Below are 16,818 nucleotides of genomic sequence, written 5' to 3' on the forward strand. Positions count from 1 at the left end.
GTTAATCCTGTCTGTTTAGTGAGTGTCTTGCCGGAAAAACACCAAATTTCATACCATCGTCCTCCTGGAGCCGGGCGTTAACCTCGATTGGCTGGTCTATTAATCCAGCTATTGCTCCAGCATTTGCGCCAGAATCTTGCCGGCCTCATCGAGCCCCTTAAGCGCCTTCTCAACCAGTTCGTCAACTTGCGCCCTGCTGATAATTAACGGCGGGGCCGAGATCATGGTGTCGCCGACGGCGCGCATCACCAGGCCGTGGCGAGTAACTGCATCGCGGACGATATTGCCGGCGTTAATGCCCTTGGGAAATCGCTGCCGGGTCGCCTTGTCCATAACGATTTCGATTGCGCCCAACATACCCAGCACCCGGGCTTCCCCCACCAGCGGGTGGGCGCCAAGGGTCAGGAAGCGCTGCTTGAACCAGGGGCCAATATCGTCGCGGACCCGCGCGAGAATGTTGTCCCGCTGAAACAGTTCGATGGTTTTTAGCGCCGCGGCACAGGCGGCGGGATGACCGTTGAAGGTGTAGCCGTGGGCAAACTCAGCTTCGTCGGCCAGCAGCACTTTGGCCACCTTGTCGGACACCAGCACGCCACCCAATTGCTGGTAGCCATTGGTGACCGCTTTGGCAAAGGTGATCAGGTCCGGCTGGATATTGTAGTACTCGCTGGCGAACCAGTGACCGGTGCGACCGAAGCCGGTAATCACTTCGTCGGCGATCAATAGCACATCGTACTGTTTGCATATATCTGCCACCAGCGTCCAGTAATTGGGTGGCGGTATGCGCACGCCACCGGCACCCATAATCGGCTCGCCAATCATGGCTGCGACATTCTCGGCACCCAGCTCGAGAATCTTCTCTTCCACCGACCGGGCCGCACGGCGACCGAACTCTTCTTCACTCTCGCCGGGCAGGCCCTCACCAAATTGATAGGGTTGCATGACGTGTTCAACGTAGGGAAGCGTATCGAACTGATCGTGCATAAACGCCATGCCGCCAAGGCTGGCCGAGGCAATGCTGCTGCCGTGATAGGCATTTTCCCGGGCGATAAAGTAGCGTTTTGTGGTCTTGCCCTGGATATCCCAGTAGCGGCGCACCAGGCGGATATTGGTGTCATTGGCTTCAGAGCCTGAGCCGGCAAAAAAGACATTGCTGATATGGGGCGGCGCAATCTCAACCAGGCGCCTGGCAGTTTCTATGGCCGTGGTATGGGCACACTGGAAAAAATTGTTGTAAAACGGCAGGTACTCTAGCTGCTGGTTAATCGCGGCACTGATTTCCGGGGTTGAATATCCCAGGTTACAGCACCAGAGCCCGGACATGCTGTCCAGCAGCTTGTCGCCATCGTTGGTGTAAACATAGATATCTTCCGCACGATCGATAATACGAGCACCGGCCTTGCGTATTTCACCGTGTTTGGTAAAGGGGTGCAGGAATACCGCACTATCCAGTTCTTGCCACTCGGTGGTGCTGCGGCTGGGCAAAAAGTCCGGTGTTTTTTTCATGGTTTGCTACTCAAGAGATAACCGCTTTGATTTCACAGTATTCGTGCAAACCTTCGTCACCCCACTCGCGGCCGTTGCCGGATTGCTTGTAGCCGCCAAAGGGGGCTTCGCCATTAAAGCTGCCGCCCTGGATAAAGCACTGGCCGGCCTTGATCTGTTTGGCAATCGCCAGTGCAGCGTCCTCGGTGGCGGCGAACACATTGGAAGACAGGCCGTAGCGACAGTGGTTGGCCATGGCGATCGCCTGGTCCAGGTCATCGTAGGCGATGATGCACAGAACCGGACCAAAAATTTCTTCCTGGGCGATGCTCATGTCATTGCGGACATCGGCAAACAGGGTGGGGGCTACATAGGCGCCGTGTTCCACTCCGGCTGGCATTTCCAGGCCGCCAGTCAGCAGTCGCGCACCTTCGGCGACACCTGTGCGAATATAGTCCAGAACCGTCTGGCGCTGGCGTTCAGAGCTCATGGGGCCGACTTTGGTTTTGGGGTCCGTAGGGGCTCCGACGGGCCATGCGGCACAAGCATTCCGGGCGATGTCCAACGCTTCTTCGTAGCGGCTGCGGGCAACAAACAGACGGGTAGGGGCATTACAGCTCTGGCCGCTATTGATCATCACCTTGTTGACGCAATCTTTGACTGCAGCCCGTTGGTCGGCGTCTTCGGTAACGATATAGGGTGATTTGCCGCCCAGCTCCAGGGTCACCCGCTTGACCGTTGGTGCTGCGTATTGGGACACCATTACCCCGGCTCGAGTTGAGCCGGTAAACGACACCATGTCCACCTCCGGGTGACTGCACAGTGTTGGGCCGAGGCTGGCCCCCTCGCCGAGCAGCAGGTTAAAGACGCCGGCGGGCAAGCCCACTTTATGGATAATCTCCGCCATAATCAGGTCTTGCAATGGCGTCTGCTCCGCCGGCTTGCACACCACGGTGCAGCCGGCGGCCAGGGCTGGCGCCAGCTTGCCGGTGAGCTGGCTGAGGGGATAATTCCACGGGTTGATCAGGGTGCACACACCCACCGGTTCTTTCAGCACCTTGAAGCCATTGCGCTGCTCTACCGCCTCCATCTGCAAGGCGCGCTCGGCAAAGCTGCGAAATGCAGCGGAATTACCGGACACCTGCAACCAGGGCACCACCTTTCTGGGGCAGCCCATGGTCAGGCTGAGCGCCGCGGCAAAGTCGGCAGCGCGATTATCCATCTCCTCGGCGATGGCCATAAGGTAGTCACGGCGCTCGCGCGCCGGGGTTTGCGACCAGGTCGGGAAGGCTGCCCGGGCAGCGCTGATGGCGCTCTCTGCATCGGCAGTATTGGCCAACGGGATGCGCACTGCCACCTCGGCGGTGGCCGGGTTAATGACATCGAAGGTGGCGTTGCTGAGGGGCTTTACCCAGCGCCCGTTGATGTAGAAGTGCTCATAGTCTGTGTTCATAATAAATCCGCAAACAGGCTTGATGACTGTTAATTTAGTATAGTGTCAAGCCTGCCAGTTCCCTATAGCCCGGATCGGGTATTTCAGAGGTTTCAGCAAAAATCGCGTGGTTAGCCGGCATCCACCCTTACGGCCGGGTATGGCAGTGTGAAAACGGCTGTTGTGACTTGCTGTGGCGAGCAGTAGTGTAGAGCTTTGGGTAATCAGCCGGCACCGGCTAAACAGGAAAAACTATATGCACGCTTCCAGCTTATCGGCTGCCGACCAGGCCAAACAGTTTCTGGACAAGTATCCGCAAGTGGATACCATCGAGATGATCCTGGCGGATATCAACGGGGTGCACCGGGGCAAATGGCTGCCCCGGGAGAGCCTGGTGAATGCCCTACAAGGCAGTATCAAACTTCCCATAACCACGCTCTGCCTGGATATCTGGGGCCGCGATGTCTATGAGTTGGTGTTTGAATCGGGCGATGCCGACGGCCTCTGTTTGCCCGTGGCGGACAGCCTGGCGCTGGTGCCCTGGGCCGAGCGGCCGGCGGCGCAAATGCTGGTGTCCATGGCGAACCTGGACGGCACGCCGTTTGCCGGCGACCCCAGGGTAGTGCTGCAACAGGTGTGCGATCGCTACCGGGGGTTGGGCTTGCGCCCGGTGGTGGCCATCGAGCTGGAATTTCATTTGTTGCAACAGCCGCGCGCTGCCGATGGCAGCCCCGCGCACACCGGGAACCAGGCGGAGCGGCCCCTGGGCGGAGAGACCTACAGCCTCGACCTGATGGAGAAGTACGCAGCGGTTTTTCACGAGATGCGCGACGCGGCGGCGCTGCTGGGGGTGGCGGTTGACACGCTGATCAAAGAGGGCGGCCCCTCGCAATACGAAATCAACCTCAACCATACCGACGACCCGCTGGTCGCGGCTGACCAGGCCCTGATGTTAAAGCGCCTGATCAAAAAGGTGGCGCAAAAGCATGACCTGGTGGCGTCATTTATGGCCAAGCCATTTGCCGACTCGGCGGGCAACGGCATGCACGTGCACTTCAGTTTACTCAACGACGCCGGCGCCAATGTCTACGACAATGGCAGCGAAGCGGGCAGTGCGACGTTGCGCCACGCCATCGCCGGTCTGGCTGACACCATGCCGGACTGCATGGCCATCTTTGCGCCCAACCAGAATTCCTATCGGCGCTTGCAACCGGGCAACCACGCGCCGCTGTCGCCGTGCTGGGGCTACGAAAACCGCACCGTTGCCCTGCGCGTGCCCGCAGGTGACACCAGCGCCATGCGCATTGAGCACCGAGTCGCCGGCGCCGACGCCAATGCCTACCTGACCCTGGCCGCCATCCTCGCCGGTGCCTATGTCGGTATCACCGAGAAGAGGGCGGCACCGGAGCCCACCGTCGGTGACGCCTACAGCACCCACAAGCCCAGCCTGCCCGCTTTTTGGCCGGAGGCGCTGCGGCGATTTGATGCATCCCGGTTTATTGCCCAGCAGTTGAACCCCACACTGCAGAAAATGTACAGTGCCAGCAAATGGCAGGAGCTCAACCAGTTCAACAACACCGTGACCTCAATGGAGTATGACGCCTACTTGAACACGGTTTGATCGATTGCAGGAATCTGCAGTAATCAATGACACAGCAATCTGGAATGGCAAAGAATTACTTAATGGGTACTGAGGTAGGGCTGGCTGCAGGGGCTTGTTTGCAAGACCCACGACAGCAAGGATGCTGTCGTGGAGCCTCCAGGGACGGATGCACGGCGAGTCTTGAAAGCAAGGCCCTGGAGCCAGACCGGGAGAAAGACTGATGCCCCTCGGGCTAAAAAGTTTATGTCCGCTATAGCCGATAGTTATTGAAAGTGGTAATCAGGAAGAAGTAAATGAACATACTGCACACCTCCGACTGGCATCTGGGCAAGACCCTGTACGGCAAAAAACGTTACGAGGAATTCGAGGCTTTTTTAAACTGGCTGGTGGATACCATTACCGAGCAGGCCATCGACGTCTTGTTGATTGCCGGCGATGTGTTCGATACCAGCGCCCCCAGCAATCGCGCCCAGGCCCTGTATTACCGCTTTCTCTGCCGAGTGGCGACGTCCACCTGCCGGCATGTGGTGGTGGTTGCCGGTAACCACGACTCGCCCACCTTTCTCAACGCACCCCGTGAACTGTTGCGAGCACTGGACGTGCACGTGATTGGCAGCGCCTGCGACAACCCCGCCGATGAAGTGCTGCTGCTGGCCGATGCCCGGGGTGAGGCGGAACTGCTTGTGTGTGCCGTGCCCTACCTGCGCGACCGGGATATCCGCGTCGCCGAAGCGGGGGAGAGCATTGAGGATAAGGAGCGCAAACTGGTGGACGGCATCCGCAATCACTACGCCGAGGTCGTGGCCGAGGCCGAGCGCCAGCGCACCGAGCTGGGACGTCATATCCCCATCGTTGCCCTTGGCCACTTGTTCACCGCCGGCGGCAAAACCGAGGAAGGGGACGGCGTACGCGAGCTCTACGTCGGCTCCCTGGCTCACGTCACTGCCAGCCTGTTTCCCGACGCCATCGATTACCTGGCGCTGGGGCACTTGCACGTACCGCAAAAAGTCGGCGGCTCCGAGTTGATGCGCTACAGCGGCTCGCCCATCGCCATGGGCTTCGGCGAGGCCAAACAGCAAAAAAGCGTCTGCAAGATCGTCTTTGATCGCACGCCGGGCGCAGCCGGTACTGAGCGCCAGGCCGCCGCAGTGCAACTTATCAACGTACCGGTAATCCAGCCGCTGGAGCGCATCAAGGGCAACTGGGAACAGTTGCAGGCGCGCTTGCTGGAGTTAGCCGTGCTTGAATCCAGCGCCTGGGTGGAAATCATTTACGAGGGCGAGGCGGTGATCAGCGACCTGCGCGAGCAACTGGATGCCGCCGTGGGCAGCTCCGCCATGGAAATTATCCGGGTCAAGAACAGCCGCATTGTGGAGCGGGTATTGGCCCAGCGCGGCGCCGATGAAACCCTGGACGACCTGGACATGAACGACGTGTTTGCCCGCTGCCTCGATGCCCACGAAGTACCGCAAGAGCAACGCGCCGAGTTACTGCACGCCTATCAGGAGACAGTAGTGTCCCTGCAGCACGACGATACCCGGGCGGAGTAATACACAGAGTTATGCGAATACTGCAAGTACGTTTTAAAAACCTCAACTCGCTGGTAGGCGAGTGGGAGATTGACCTGACCCGGCCGGCGTTTGTGGCCGACGGTATCTTCGCCATCACCGGCCCCACCGGCGCCGGCAAGACCACCATCCTCGATGCCATCTGCCTCGCTCTCTATGGGCGCACCCCACGCCTCAACAAGGTTACCAAGAGCAGCAACGAGATTATGTCGCGCCAGACCGGCGAGTGTTTTGCCGAGGTGACTTTTGCCACCCCCTCGGGGCGCTATCGTTGCCACTGGAGCCAGCACCGAGCGCGGCGTAAACCGGAAGGCGAGTTGCAGGCACCGAAACACGAAATTGCTGATGCGGACTCCGGCAAGATCGAGGAGAGCAAACTGCGTGGCGTGGCGGAGCAGATCGAAACCGTCACCGGCATGGACTTCGACCGCTTTACCCGCTCCATGCTGCTGGCCCAGGGCAGCTTTGCCGCCTTCCTGCAGGCCGCGCCGGACGATCGCGCGCCCATCCTCGAGCAGATCACCGGTACCGAGATCTACAGCCAGATTTCCATGCGGGTGCACGAGCGGCGCGGGGAGGAAAGGAAAAAGCTGGATGCTTTGGAGGCAGAACTGAAAGGCATGCAGCTGTTGGCGCCCGAGGAAGAGCAGCAACTCAGCAACAGCCTTGAGCAAAAAAGCGTTGCGGTTACCGAACTCAACCGGGAGCTTCAACAGCAGCAGAACCGCATCGCCTGGGCTGAAGGCATCGCCCGACTGGAGCGGGAACAAGCCCAACTGGCCAACGCAAAAATTGATCTCGATGCCCGTGCAGCCGACTTTCAAGCGCACGCTGAAAAACTCCACCAGGCCAACCGTGCGCTGGAGTTGGCCGGTGATTATTCCGCCCTTAAGGCCTTGCGCCAGGCCCAGAGTGAAGACCAGCGTCTGGCCGACGAAGGCAATAAAGCTCTGCCGCAACGGCGCGACGCCGCGGCTCAGGCGGAAGCGCAGCGGCTACAGGCAAGTGCCGCACTGGAAGCCAGCAAATCCGAACAGCTCACCCTGCAGCCTACACTGCGCCGGGTGCGGGAGCTGGACCTGAACCTTGCCAGCCAGGCTAAGACCCTGGGAGAGGCTGAGGAGGCTATTACAGCGGCTTCCTCTGCCCTTGAGGCCGACCGCACCCGGCACGGCAGGGACAACGCAGAGCTGCAACAGAAAAACCAGGCCCTGGAAAGCCTGCGGCAACAACAACTCGCCCACCAGGCGGATGCTCTGCTGGTGGAGCACTTCACCGGTCTGCAACAGCGCATGCAGGTGCTGCAGGGTATCCACCAGCAGCACAGTACCAGGCTCGACGCGACCATCCAGGCGCAGCAACAGTTGCAGGTGGCGGAGCACAATTGGCAGACGCAGGCGCAACAGCTGGAAGAAAAAAGCCGTCAACGGGATGAGGTACAGGCATCCCTCAGCGCCAAACAGGATGAACTGCAGCAACTGCTGCAACAGCAAACAGTGGCGCAATGGCGCCACGAGCAAGCGCAATTGGCCCAACAGAAAGAGCTGCTCGACAAGGCCGGCACGGCGCAACAAACCTTGCTGCGGTCGCGGCAAGCGCTTGAACAATATGAAAGCCAGCAGTCGGCCCTGTTGACCAGGGAGCAAGAGCTTGGCCAGCAGCGCGAGCGGCAGAGCGCGACCCAAGCCGGCCTCGAAAATGAACTGCAGTTGCTGGAAACCCAGTTGACCCTGTTGCAGCGCATCGAGAGTTATGAAGAGGCGCGCCACCAGTTGCAAGACGGCCAGGAGTGCCCCCTGTGCGGTGCCACCGAACACCCCTTCGCCCAGGGCAACGTGCCCAAGCCCGACACCACCCGCGAGCAACTGACGCGGGTCAGGGGTGACCTGAAAGCGGCGAGCGCTGCGCTCACTGACACCAACATCAACAGCGCCCGAGTGCAGAAGGATCTGGAGCAAGTGGCCGCGGGGCTGCAGCAACAGAGTGAAATCATTGCGGAGACCACGCAAGCGCTCGGCAGTCTGTGTGCGCAGCTGCCAGCGGAGTTTAACCTCAGCGCCACTGATGCCGAACTCGAAGCCAGGTTGCAGCGGCAACAAACAAGCAATACTGAAGCGCTGGCGCGAGTGGCTCATACTCTCTCCCGAGCAGAGCAAGTGGAGCAGGATCGGCAGCAATTACAGGCGGCGCTGGAGCAGGCGCGGGAGTCGTGTGTTGCCGCCGAGCGGGCAGTGCAAACTGCGGCGCACCAGCGGGATATGGCCAACCAGCAGTTGCTGCGGCTTAAAGGCGAAGCGGCCGGCCTGCAAGAGCAACAGCAGCAGGGCCTGGCGCAATTGCAACAGGAACTGCAGGCTTTCGGCATCGAAACTCTCGATGTGAATGCCTTGCAAACCGTGCAAGCGCAATTGGCGGCGCGACGCCAGCAGTGGTTAGCAAGGGAACAGAGCAAAGCGGAACTGGAGCGGGAGACCGGCAAGCTGGAGCAGCAAACCCGGCACCAGGCCACAGCCATCCAGGCCGCGGAGAGCGGGCTGGCGCAGCAGCAGGCACGGCGCGATACACTGCAGCAACTGCACAATAGTCTGCTCGCAGAACGCCGTGACCTGTTTGGTGAGCGCCGGCCGGACCAGGAAGAAGCAAAACTGGCCGAGGCCATCAACCAAGGGGAACAAGCGCTGGAGGCCGCCCGGCTGGCAGCGGTGGAGGCCAACCGGCTACTGGACCGACTGGAAACCAGAATTAAGGAATTACAGGCCGCTATTGCGACGCGCGCCACCCAGTTGGCCGAGGTGCAAGCGAGTTTTGAGATGCGGCTCACCAGCTCGGGCTTTGCTGACGAAGCCGATTACCTCAGCGCCTGCCTGCCGGAAAGCGAGCGCAGCAGTCTGGCTCGACAACAACAGCAGCTGACCGATGAGAAAATTCGGCTCGATGCGCGCACCCGGGAAAACAGCAACTCGTTGCAGGCAGAACAGGAAAAGCGCTTAACCGAACAACCGCTGGCGGAACTGCAAGCGGTTCACACCACACTGCTGGCGCAACAAAAAACCTTACAACAGGAGATCGGTGCGCTGCAGCAAAAACTGCAAGACAACGCCGACCTCAAGCAACGCCAGCACGACCGCGCCGCGGCCATCGAGGCGCAGAAAAAGGAGTGTGAACGCTGGAACCTGCTGCACGACCTGATCGGCTCCGCCGATGGCAAGAAGTACCGCAACTTTGCCCAGGGCCTGACCTTCGAAATGATGGTGGGGCACGCCAATCGCCAGTTGCAGAAAATGACCGATCGCTACCTGCTTATACGCGACACCAACCAGCCACTGGAGCTGAACGTGATCGACAACTACCAGGCCGGCGAGATCCGCTCCACCAAAAACCTCTCCGGCGGCGAAAGCTTTATTGTCAGCCTCGCTCTGGCCCTGGGCCTGTCGCAAATGGCAAGCCAGAAAGTGCGGGTGGATTCACTGTTCCTCGACGAAGGTTTCGGCACCCTTGACGAGGAGGCCCTGGAGGTGGCGTTAGACACTCTGTCGGAGTTACAGCACGAGGGCAAGATGATCGGCGTGATCTCCCACGTACCGGCCCTGAAAGAGCGCATCAGTACCCAGATCCAGATTACGCCGTCGGCGGGTGGGCGCAGTACCATTGCCTTTTCGTTTGCGGGGCAGGGGTAGGTGCAGGGGTCGGCTAGGTGAAAGTTGCCGCCAATTTGCTGCCATATTTCGTGAGGCGATATTGCTGTAAGCGGCTGTTGGGTTTGTCGGGAATGGTCATTTCAATCAAACCAGCCTGCAGGGCAGGTTTCAGGTAGCGCGCGCGGAAGGATTTGCGATCTAATAAGAATAATGATTGCTGCAGTTCATCTCGATAAGAGGGGCTGTTGAGGTTTATCATGACCCTGAGCAGGGCTTTTACTTGGGGGGTGACTTGGGGTGTGACTTGGGGGGTGTCGGTGCCTGTAGCACTTTCGACGGTCGCCAGGATCACGCCTAGCATAAATTCTATAAAAGGTGCCGAGTCGCTGTTTTTAGTGCTCTGGTTGAGGGCTTGATAGTACTCTTTTTGATGTTCGTGCACCATGCTCTCTACCGGCAGTTGCGCCAGTATCGGGTTCCATTGACTTAAAATCAGGGTTTGCCACAAGCGCCCATTCGCTCAATTACTTGGGTCAGGAGTAACTTGTTAAGGCAGGCGATAGATAAGGGTAGACTTTAACAACAAATAAATCCGGGCAAGCAGTCAGGCAAAAAACTGCCAAATTGCAGGCAAAAAAAGGGGGCTGCAAGCAGCCCCAAAAGTTCAATCGTTTTAGCTGACCAGAGCTAATATTCGGTTACGCAGCGGCTTCGGTTTTAGCAGCTGGAGCCTTCTTGGCAGCAGTTTTCTTTGCGGCCTTAGGGGCGGCTTTCTTGCCAGTCAGGGTGCTGTAAACTTCTTCAGCAGCAGACTTCAGGATCTTGGCGCTGTCTTCCAGCTTGGTGGTGCCAGCTTTTACGGCATCCTTAACATTGGCAGTTTGCTTTTCAGCTTCTGCTTTGGCGTCGGCGATGGACTTCTCTACCGCTGCTTTAACGTCGGCAGTGGCTTTTTCCACTTCGGCCTTGGAATCGTTAACAGCTTTCTCACCGGAAGAGCGTACCTTGGATACGAATTCCTTGTTGGCAGCGATGCCTTTTTCCAGGACCTTCTTGTTGACGTCAACAATGCCTTTCAGAGCGCCTTGCAGATCTTCAACGTAGGATTTAACAGGAGCGGTGAATTCTTCGGTAGTAGCAGAAGCCTTCTCGGAAACCTTCTTCAGGTTTTCTTCAAAGGATTTAGTCATGTCTTCAACGCCAGTGAAGATTTTGCTTGAGTAGGTAGCCATTGTAGCTTCTCCAATATGAGTAGGGTAAACCAGTTGAGCGGGTTGGTAGTGCTGTTTCCGCTTGTTGGAGCTAATGTATTCTTTTGAATTAGAAAGCACATACTAAAAACCAAAAGAAATTAGGCTTTACACATGTTTACATTGCCGTGGGTGTGGTCGGTGCCAATGTCGGCCTGGCTTTGGGCCCGCTCGCAGCGTGCCAGGTACTTGATTTACAAGGGCGGCACTTAAAGACGAGAGCAACCATAATAATTATTTACCTGCCAGGTCCAGGCGGCCCCCGAGGCAGCGCCCAGTCCCCCGGACCCCTGATCTGGGAGGCCACGATAAAGCTGGCAATGCCCGTTGCAACCCGCAGCAGATTCGGCCTTCGCTAAACATCATGTACTGCAGCAAATGCCACCGCGGGCAGATACTTTTGCCTGTTTGCGTTTTGCCACTTTACAGATTCTATTGATTAATGTAGATTGTTAACAATTGGCACCTGAATGTAGATATAGGACAACTGATTTTATCAATAGTCGTTGTCAGACGGGCTTCTTGCAGTTAAGGGGTTTCCGCGGCTGGTGTGGTTTTTATCATAGGTGACAGCGGCCTGGAGGCGCGGTTGCTGTGTCCGGGGTCGGGCGGCTAGCCCGGGGATACATGAGCAGGAATAGATTGGGTGGGTATAGACGTGACAAAAGCAAACATGGATTTAGAGGTTGGAATGACGGCGGTTTGTGGCGCAGGTGCGCGGACTATCAAGTCGGTCAAGGTGGAGTACTACCAGGTGCCGCTGGCGGAGGTGTTGTCCGACGCCAAGCACGGCGATCACACCCATTTTGAGCTGCTGTTGTGTCGCATCAGTTGCCAGGATGGTACTGAAGGGGTGGGCTACACCTATACCGGCGGCAAGGGTGGCCGGGCGATTTATTCACTGCTGGAAGACGAGCTGAAGCCGCTGCTGCTCGGCCGCGATGCCGCCGAAATCCGCGCGCTGTGGGAAGATATGGGCTGGCACCTGCACTACGTTGGCCGCGGCGGGCTGGTGAGTTTTGCCATATCCGCGGTGGATATCGCCCTGTGGGATATTCATTGCAAGCGGCAGCAGTTGCCGCTGTGGAAGGTTGCAGGCGGTGCCAGCAACCAGACCCGTTGCTACGCCGGTGGTATCGACCTGAACTTCAGTGAAGCGAAATTGTTGCACAACATCGAAGGCTACCTGGAGCGCGGCTTTAACGCGGTCAAGATCAAGGTGGGTAAAGAGGACCATAAAGAAGATGTGGCGCGGGTGGCGGCGGTGCGGCAATTGATCGGTGCCGAGCGTACCTTTATGGTCGATGCCAACTACTCCATGAGCGTGGAGCAGGCCATTCGCTTTGGCCGTGCCATCGACGACTATGACATTACCTGGTTTGAAGAGCCTACCATCCCCGACGATTACGAGGGCTATGGCCGCATTGCCGACGGCATCAATATCGCCCTGGCCATGGGCGAAAACCTGCACACCATCCACGAATTCACCTACGCCATCAAGCACGCCAAGCTCGGCTTTTTACAGCCGGATGCGTCCAATATCGGCGGTATTACCGGCTGGCTGCAGGTGGCGAACCTGGCCTATGCCCACAACTTGCCGGTCTGCAGCCACGGCATGCACGAGTTGCATGTTTCGCTGATGGCATCGCAGCCCCACGCCGGTTACCTGGAGGTGCATTCGTTCCCTATTGATGCCTATACCACCCAGCCGTTTGCGCTGACGGATGGTAAGGCGCAAGCCCCAAATGTGCCGGGTACGGGCGTCTGCTTTGCGGACGACTTGCTGCGTGGCCACCTTATTAAACATTCCTGAGAGGACAGTTCTCATGCAAGCTGCACAGTATATTGGCAATAAAAGTTTCCAGATCGTTGAAGGTAAAAGCATTGCGCCCGCCGCCGGGGAAGTGCGCCTGAGAGTGAGTTTCGTCGGCATTTGCGGAACTGACATGCATATCTACCACGGCGTGATGGACCAGCGGGTAAAGATGCCGCAGACCATCGGCCACGAAATGTCCGGTGTGATCGAAGAGGTGGGTGAGGGTGTCACTGACTATAAGGTGGGTGACCGGGTAGTGGTGCGGCCGCTGGATTACTGTGGCGACTGCCCGGCCTGCAACGCCGGCCACAGCCATGTGTGTCACAACCTGAAGTTTATGGGCATCGACTCCCCCGGTGCCTTCCAGAATTCCTGGACGGTGAAGGCGCGCACCCTGCACCGGCTGCCGGACAATGTCAGCCTCAAGGAAGGCGCCCTGATCGAGCCACTGTCGGTGGCCTGCCACGATATTTCCCGCTCGCGCTTGCAAGCCGGTGAGAAGGCAGTGGTTATTGGCGGCGGTCCCATCGGCCAGCTGGTGGCACTGGTGGCGAAGAGTGTGGGCGCCGAGGTAATGTTGTCGGAGGTAAATGCCACACGGCGGGAATTTGCCAGCAAAAATGGCGTGCTGGCGGTTAATCCGCTGGAGCAGGACATTGAGGCCAGCGTCAAGGAGTGGACGGGCGGCAAGGGCGCCGACGTAGTGTTCGAGGTGTCCGGAGTGCAGGCCGCTATCGATGCTATGACCAAAATTGCCGCGGTGCGCGGGCGCATCTGCATGGTGGCGATTCACTCCACCAAACCGGCGGTGGATCTGTTCCAGTTTTTCTGGAAGGAGCTGGAGCTACTGGGCGCGCGGGTCTATGAAAGCGCCGACTTTGATATGGCCATCGACCTGGTCGCCAGTGGCAAGATCGATCTGCAAGCGTTTATCAGCTCCATCTCACCGCTGAGTGATATCGGTGGTGCCTTCGCCAGTATGGATAACAATCCGGCTGGTATGAAGGCGCTGGTCTCCTGCAATCTTGAGCAATAAAGGGTAATGACTATGTTGGAACAATTCAGTCTGGCGGGGAAAACCGCACTGGTCACCGGCTGCAGCCGCGGCATCGGCAAAGCCATGGCCGAAGCCCTGGCCGAGGCAGGGGCCGACGTGATTGGCGTCTCCGCCAGTTTGCCAAGTGCGGGCTCCGCGGTTGAGCAAGCGGTGTTGGCCACCGGCCGCAAGTTTTCCGCCTACCAGTGCGACTTTTCCAGTCGCGATAGTGTGTACGCATTTATCGAGCAGGTTAAACAGGATCACCCGGTGATCGATATCCTGGTCAACAATGCCGGTACCATTTTACGCGCGCCAGCGGTGGAACACAGCGACGAATACTGGGACAAGGTGATCGACGTCAACCTCAACTCCCAGTTTATCCTCAGCCGCGAGATCGGCAAGGAGATGGTGGCCCGGGGCAGTGGCAAGATTATTTTTACCGCCTCGCTGCTGACTTACCAGGGTGGGGTTACGGTACCCGGCTATGCCGCCAGCAAGGGTGCACTGGGGCAACTGGTGATGGCGTTGTCGAACGAGTGGGCGGGCAAGGGCGTTAATGTCAACGCGATTGCGCCGGGCTATATCGCCACTGACAACACCGAGGCCTTGCGTAACGACGAGGCTCGCGCGAGTTCCATTCTCGCGCGCATTCCCCAGGGGCGCTGGGGCACGCCGGAGGACTTCAAGGGGCCGGTGGTGTTCCTGGCGTCCAGGGCCTCCGACTATATGAACGGCAGCACCGTGCTGGTCGACGGCGGCTGGATGGGGAGATAGGCATGACCACTTACAACAACGTCAATTTTATTAACGGCGAATACATTGCCTCGGCGGCGCCGGGCACAATCTCCGTATACAGCCCCAGCACCGGCGAGGTGGTGGGGGAGATTCCGGAGGGCTGCGCTGAAGACGCACAGCGAGCGCTGGAGGTTGCCCAGGCGGCACAGAAAGGCTGGGCCAAACTGACGGCACGCACCCGACAGGGCCTGCTGCGCCAGTTCGCCGCGGCCATTCGCGCCGAAACCGAAAAGCTGGCGACGCTGCTGGTACAGGAGCAGGGCAAGCTGATCGATGTGGCGCGGGGTGAAGTCAATGCCACCGCTACGTTTATCGAGTACGCCTGCGACAATGCCCTGACCATGGAGGGCGACATCCTGCCATCCGATAATGCCGGCGAAAAGATTTACATCCACAAGGTACCGCGCGGCGTGGTAGTGGCCATCACAGCCTGGAACTTTCCCCTGGCCCTGGCCGGTCGCAAGATCGGTCCGGCCCTGATTACCGGCAATACCATTGTGATCAAGCCGACCCAGGAAACACCCTTGACCACTATGGAGCTGGGCCGTATCGCCAACCAGGTGGGCATTCCTCCCGGCGTGCTCAATATTGTCAACGGCACCGGCCAGGTGGTGGGGCAACACCTGTGCGAGAGCCCTATCACCCGTTTGATCACCATGACCGGCAGCACCCGCGCCGGCCAGATCATCTACAACACCAGCGCCAAACACCTGACCCCGGTCATGCTGGAGCTGGGCGGCAAGGCGCCGCTGATTGTGATGGATGACGCCGATATCGACCTGGCGGTGGAGCAGGCCCTGTGGGCACGCTTTTCCAACTGCGGCCAGGTCTGTACCTGTGCCGAGCGTTTGTACGTGCACGACTCGGTGTACGACGTGTTCGTGGAAAAATTTGTCGCCAAGGTCAAGGCGCTCAAGGTTGGCGACCCCATGGACCCGGCAACCCAGATGGGCCCGAAGGTGAACCAGCAGGAGATCCGGAATATCGACAAGCTGGTGCAACAGGGCGTGGCCGAAGGTGCAAAACTGGTGTGTGGCGGTCGCCCCGCTGCAGTGCCGGGCTTCGAGGGTGGCAATTGGTACGAGCCCACAGTGCTGGTGGATGTCAAACAGGACAACGTGCTGGTGCACGAAGAAACCTTTGGGCCGGTGTTGCCTATCGTCCGCATTAACAGCATGGATGAGGCCATTGCCTATACCAACGACAGCGAATACGGCTTGTCCGCCTATTTGTTCACCAACAACCTGCGCAATGTAGAGCGTGCTATCGATGAGATGGAAGTGGGTGAGGTGTATGTCAACCGCGGCCTGGGCGAGCAGCACCAGGGTTTTCACAATGGCTGGAAAATGAGCGGTGCCGGCGGTGAAGATGGCAAGTACGGGTTGGAACAGTACCTGGAGAAGAAGACCGTCTACCTGGGGGCAAATTGACCGCAGGCCCGGACAACAGACAAATTAAAGCCCGGCTGGCCCGGGCTTTTTTGCGGTTTGATTTTTTCAGCGCGGCTGATTGCGCTGTTTTTGCCAACGCTGGCGCACGGCCAGGGCTAGCGAATATTGGCTTTCAGGGCCGCAGTGGCTTCGCGGGTGTTGTCGTTGCGCAGTGCCTCGGCAATGGCCCGATGCTCGTTGACGCACTCCGCCGATTGGCGAATACGCTGGTAGTTGAGGCGCATGCGCATAACGATGGGGTGCCAGAGGTTGACCAGTTCATCGCCGCCGGCCTTGAACACCAGGTAGCGGTGGAAGTCGATATCGGCCTTGGTGACTTCGGTAAAATCGCCGTCGTCGAAGGCGTCTTGCAGGCGCTGCAGGATGTCGTCAAGGGCAGCAAAATCCTCGTCAGTGAGTTTGCCTTTGAGGTTTTTGATGGCAAAGAACTCGATCTTGCGACGAATATCGATCATCAGTTCTTGCAGTTCCGGGTCCAGCACACTGTTGACCGAGGCGCCGACATTGCTTTTGCTGACCAGCAACCCCTCCTTGGTCAGTTGCAGCAGCACGTCGCGGATGGGACCGCGCGACACTCCGAAACGCGAGGCCAGTGCCTGCTCGTTGAGTTTCTCGTTGGGGGCCAGGTCGCCGGCAATGATGTCGGAGCGGATCTGGTCGGCGATTTGTTCCCTGACCGGGATGATTTTGTTGGCTGTACGCATAGTCTTCTACGCTTGCTTGGTGAAAGTTGGATGGGAT

The 16,818-nt window shown here is 58.6% G+C and carries 12 protein-coding genes; 7 read left to right on the plus strand and 5 right to left on the minus strand.

All coding sequences use genetic code 11. From position 1 onward, the window contains the following. Positions 1-108: 108 nt before the first annotated feature. Both G8764_RS13730 and G8764_RS13735 read right to left on the minus strand, forming a co-directional pair. Positions 109-1,506: an aminotransferase gene (locus G8764_RS13730; RefSeq protein ID WP_166165217.1), complete on the minus strand. Its 1,398-nt coding sequence runs from the start codon at positions 1,504-1,506 to the stop codon at positions 109-111. A gap of 10 nt (positions 1,507-1,516) precedes the next feature. Next, positions 1,517-2,938 carry an aldehyde dehydrogenase family protein gene (locus G8764_RS13735; RefSeq protein ID WP_166165218.1) on the minus strand — a complete coding sequence of 474 codons (1,422 nt, stop codon included), beginning with the start codon at positions 2,936-2,938 and terminating at the stop codon, positions 1,517-1,519. A 235-nt stretch (positions 2,939-3,173) separates the two neighbouring features. Between G8764_RS13735 and G8764_RS13740 the strand changes: the two genes are divergently transcribed. The 3 genes from G8764_RS13740 to G8764_RS13750 all read left to right on the plus strand — a co-directional run bounded on the left by G8764_RS13740 (position 3,174) and on the right by G8764_RS13750 (position 9,765). Beyond that, positions 3,174-4,538, plus strand: a complete 1,365-nt coding sequence (locus G8764_RS13740) for a glutamine synthetase family protein (RefSeq protein ID WP_166165219.1) — start codon at positions 3,174-3,176, stop codon at positions 4,536-4,538. A gap of 275 nt (positions 4,539-4,813) precedes the next feature. Then, positions 4,814-6,070: an exonuclease SbcCD subunit D C-terminal domain-containing protein gene (locus G8764_RS13745; protein ID WP_166165220.1), complete on the plus strand. Its 1,257-nt coding sequence runs from the start codon at positions 4,814-4,816 to the stop codon at positions 6,068-6,070. An 11-nt stretch (positions 6,071-6,081) separates the two neighbouring features. Beyond that, complete coding sequence (locus G8764_RS13750) at positions 6,082-9,765, plus strand: AAA family ATPase (protein ID WP_166165221.1); 3,684 nt, start codon at positions 6,082-6,084, stop codon at positions 9,763-9,765. A 13-nt stretch (positions 9,766-9,778) separates the two neighbouring features. Here G8764_RS13750 and G8764_RS13755 read toward each other — a convergent pair whose 3' ends face one another. Together G8764_RS13755 and G8764_RS13760 are read right to left on the minus strand one after the other, a co-directional pair. Continuing rightward, on the minus strand, positions 9,779-10,234 hold the full coding sequence (locus G8764_RS13755; RefSeq protein WP_207951887.1) for a Fic family protein: 456 nt from the start codon (positions 10,232-10,234) through the stop codon (positions 9,779-9,781). Positions 10,235-10,424: 190 nt separating this feature from the next. Continuing rightward, complete coding sequence (locus G8764_RS13760) at positions 10,425-10,958, minus strand: hypothetical protein (protein WP_166165222.1); 534 nt, start codon at positions 10,956-10,958, stop codon at positions 10,425-10,427. A gap of 691 nt (positions 10,959-11,649) precedes the next feature. Here G8764_RS13760 and G8764_RS13765 point away from each other — a divergent pair. Genes G8764_RS13765 through aldA form a run of 4 tightly spaced genes read left to right on the plus strand, consistent with a single transcriptional unit; the run spans position 11,650 to position 16,056 of the window. Then, a complete protein-coding gene (locus G8764_RS13765; RefSeq protein WP_243748799.1) occupies positions 11,650-12,789 on the plus strand; it encodes a mandelate racemase/muconate lactonizing enzyme family protein in 1,140 nt (379 codons plus the stop codon). 13 nt (positions 12,790-12,802) lie between these two features. Further along, positions 12,803-13,828: a zinc-dependent alcohol dehydrogenase gene (locus tag G8764_RS13770; RefSeq protein WP_166165223.1), complete on the plus strand. Its 1,026-nt coding sequence runs from the start codon at positions 12,803-12,805 to the stop codon at positions 13,826-13,828. 12 nt (positions 13,829-13,840) lie between these two features. Beyond that, a complete protein-coding gene (locus G8764_RS13775; protein WP_166165224.1) occupies positions 13,841-14,605 on the plus strand; it encodes an SDR family oxidoreductase in 765 nt (254 codons plus the stop codon). Between the two features lie 2 nt (positions 14,606-14,607). Beyond that, positions 14,608-16,056 carry an aldehyde dehydrogenase gene (gene aldA, locus G8764_RS13780; RefSeq protein ID WP_166165225.1) on the plus strand — a complete coding sequence of 483 codons (1,449 nt, stop codon included), beginning with the start codon at positions 14,608-14,610 and terminating at the stop codon, positions 16,054-16,056. Positions 16,057-16,172: 116 nt separating this feature from the next. Here aldA and G8764_RS13785 read toward each other — a convergent pair whose 3' ends face one another. Further along, positions 16,173-16,781: a GntR family transcriptional regulator gene (locus tag G8764_RS13785; protein ID WP_166165226.1), complete on the minus strand. Its 609-nt coding sequence runs from the start codon at positions 16,779-16,781 to the stop codon at positions 16,173-16,175. Positions 16,782-16,818: the final 37 nt, after the last annotated feature.

This window comes from Pseudomaricurvus alcaniphilus (assembly GCF_011440395.1).
GTDB lineage: Bacteria > Pseudomonadota > Gammaproteobacteria > Pseudomonadales > Cellvibrionaceae > Pseudomaricurvus > Pseudomaricurvus alcaniphilus.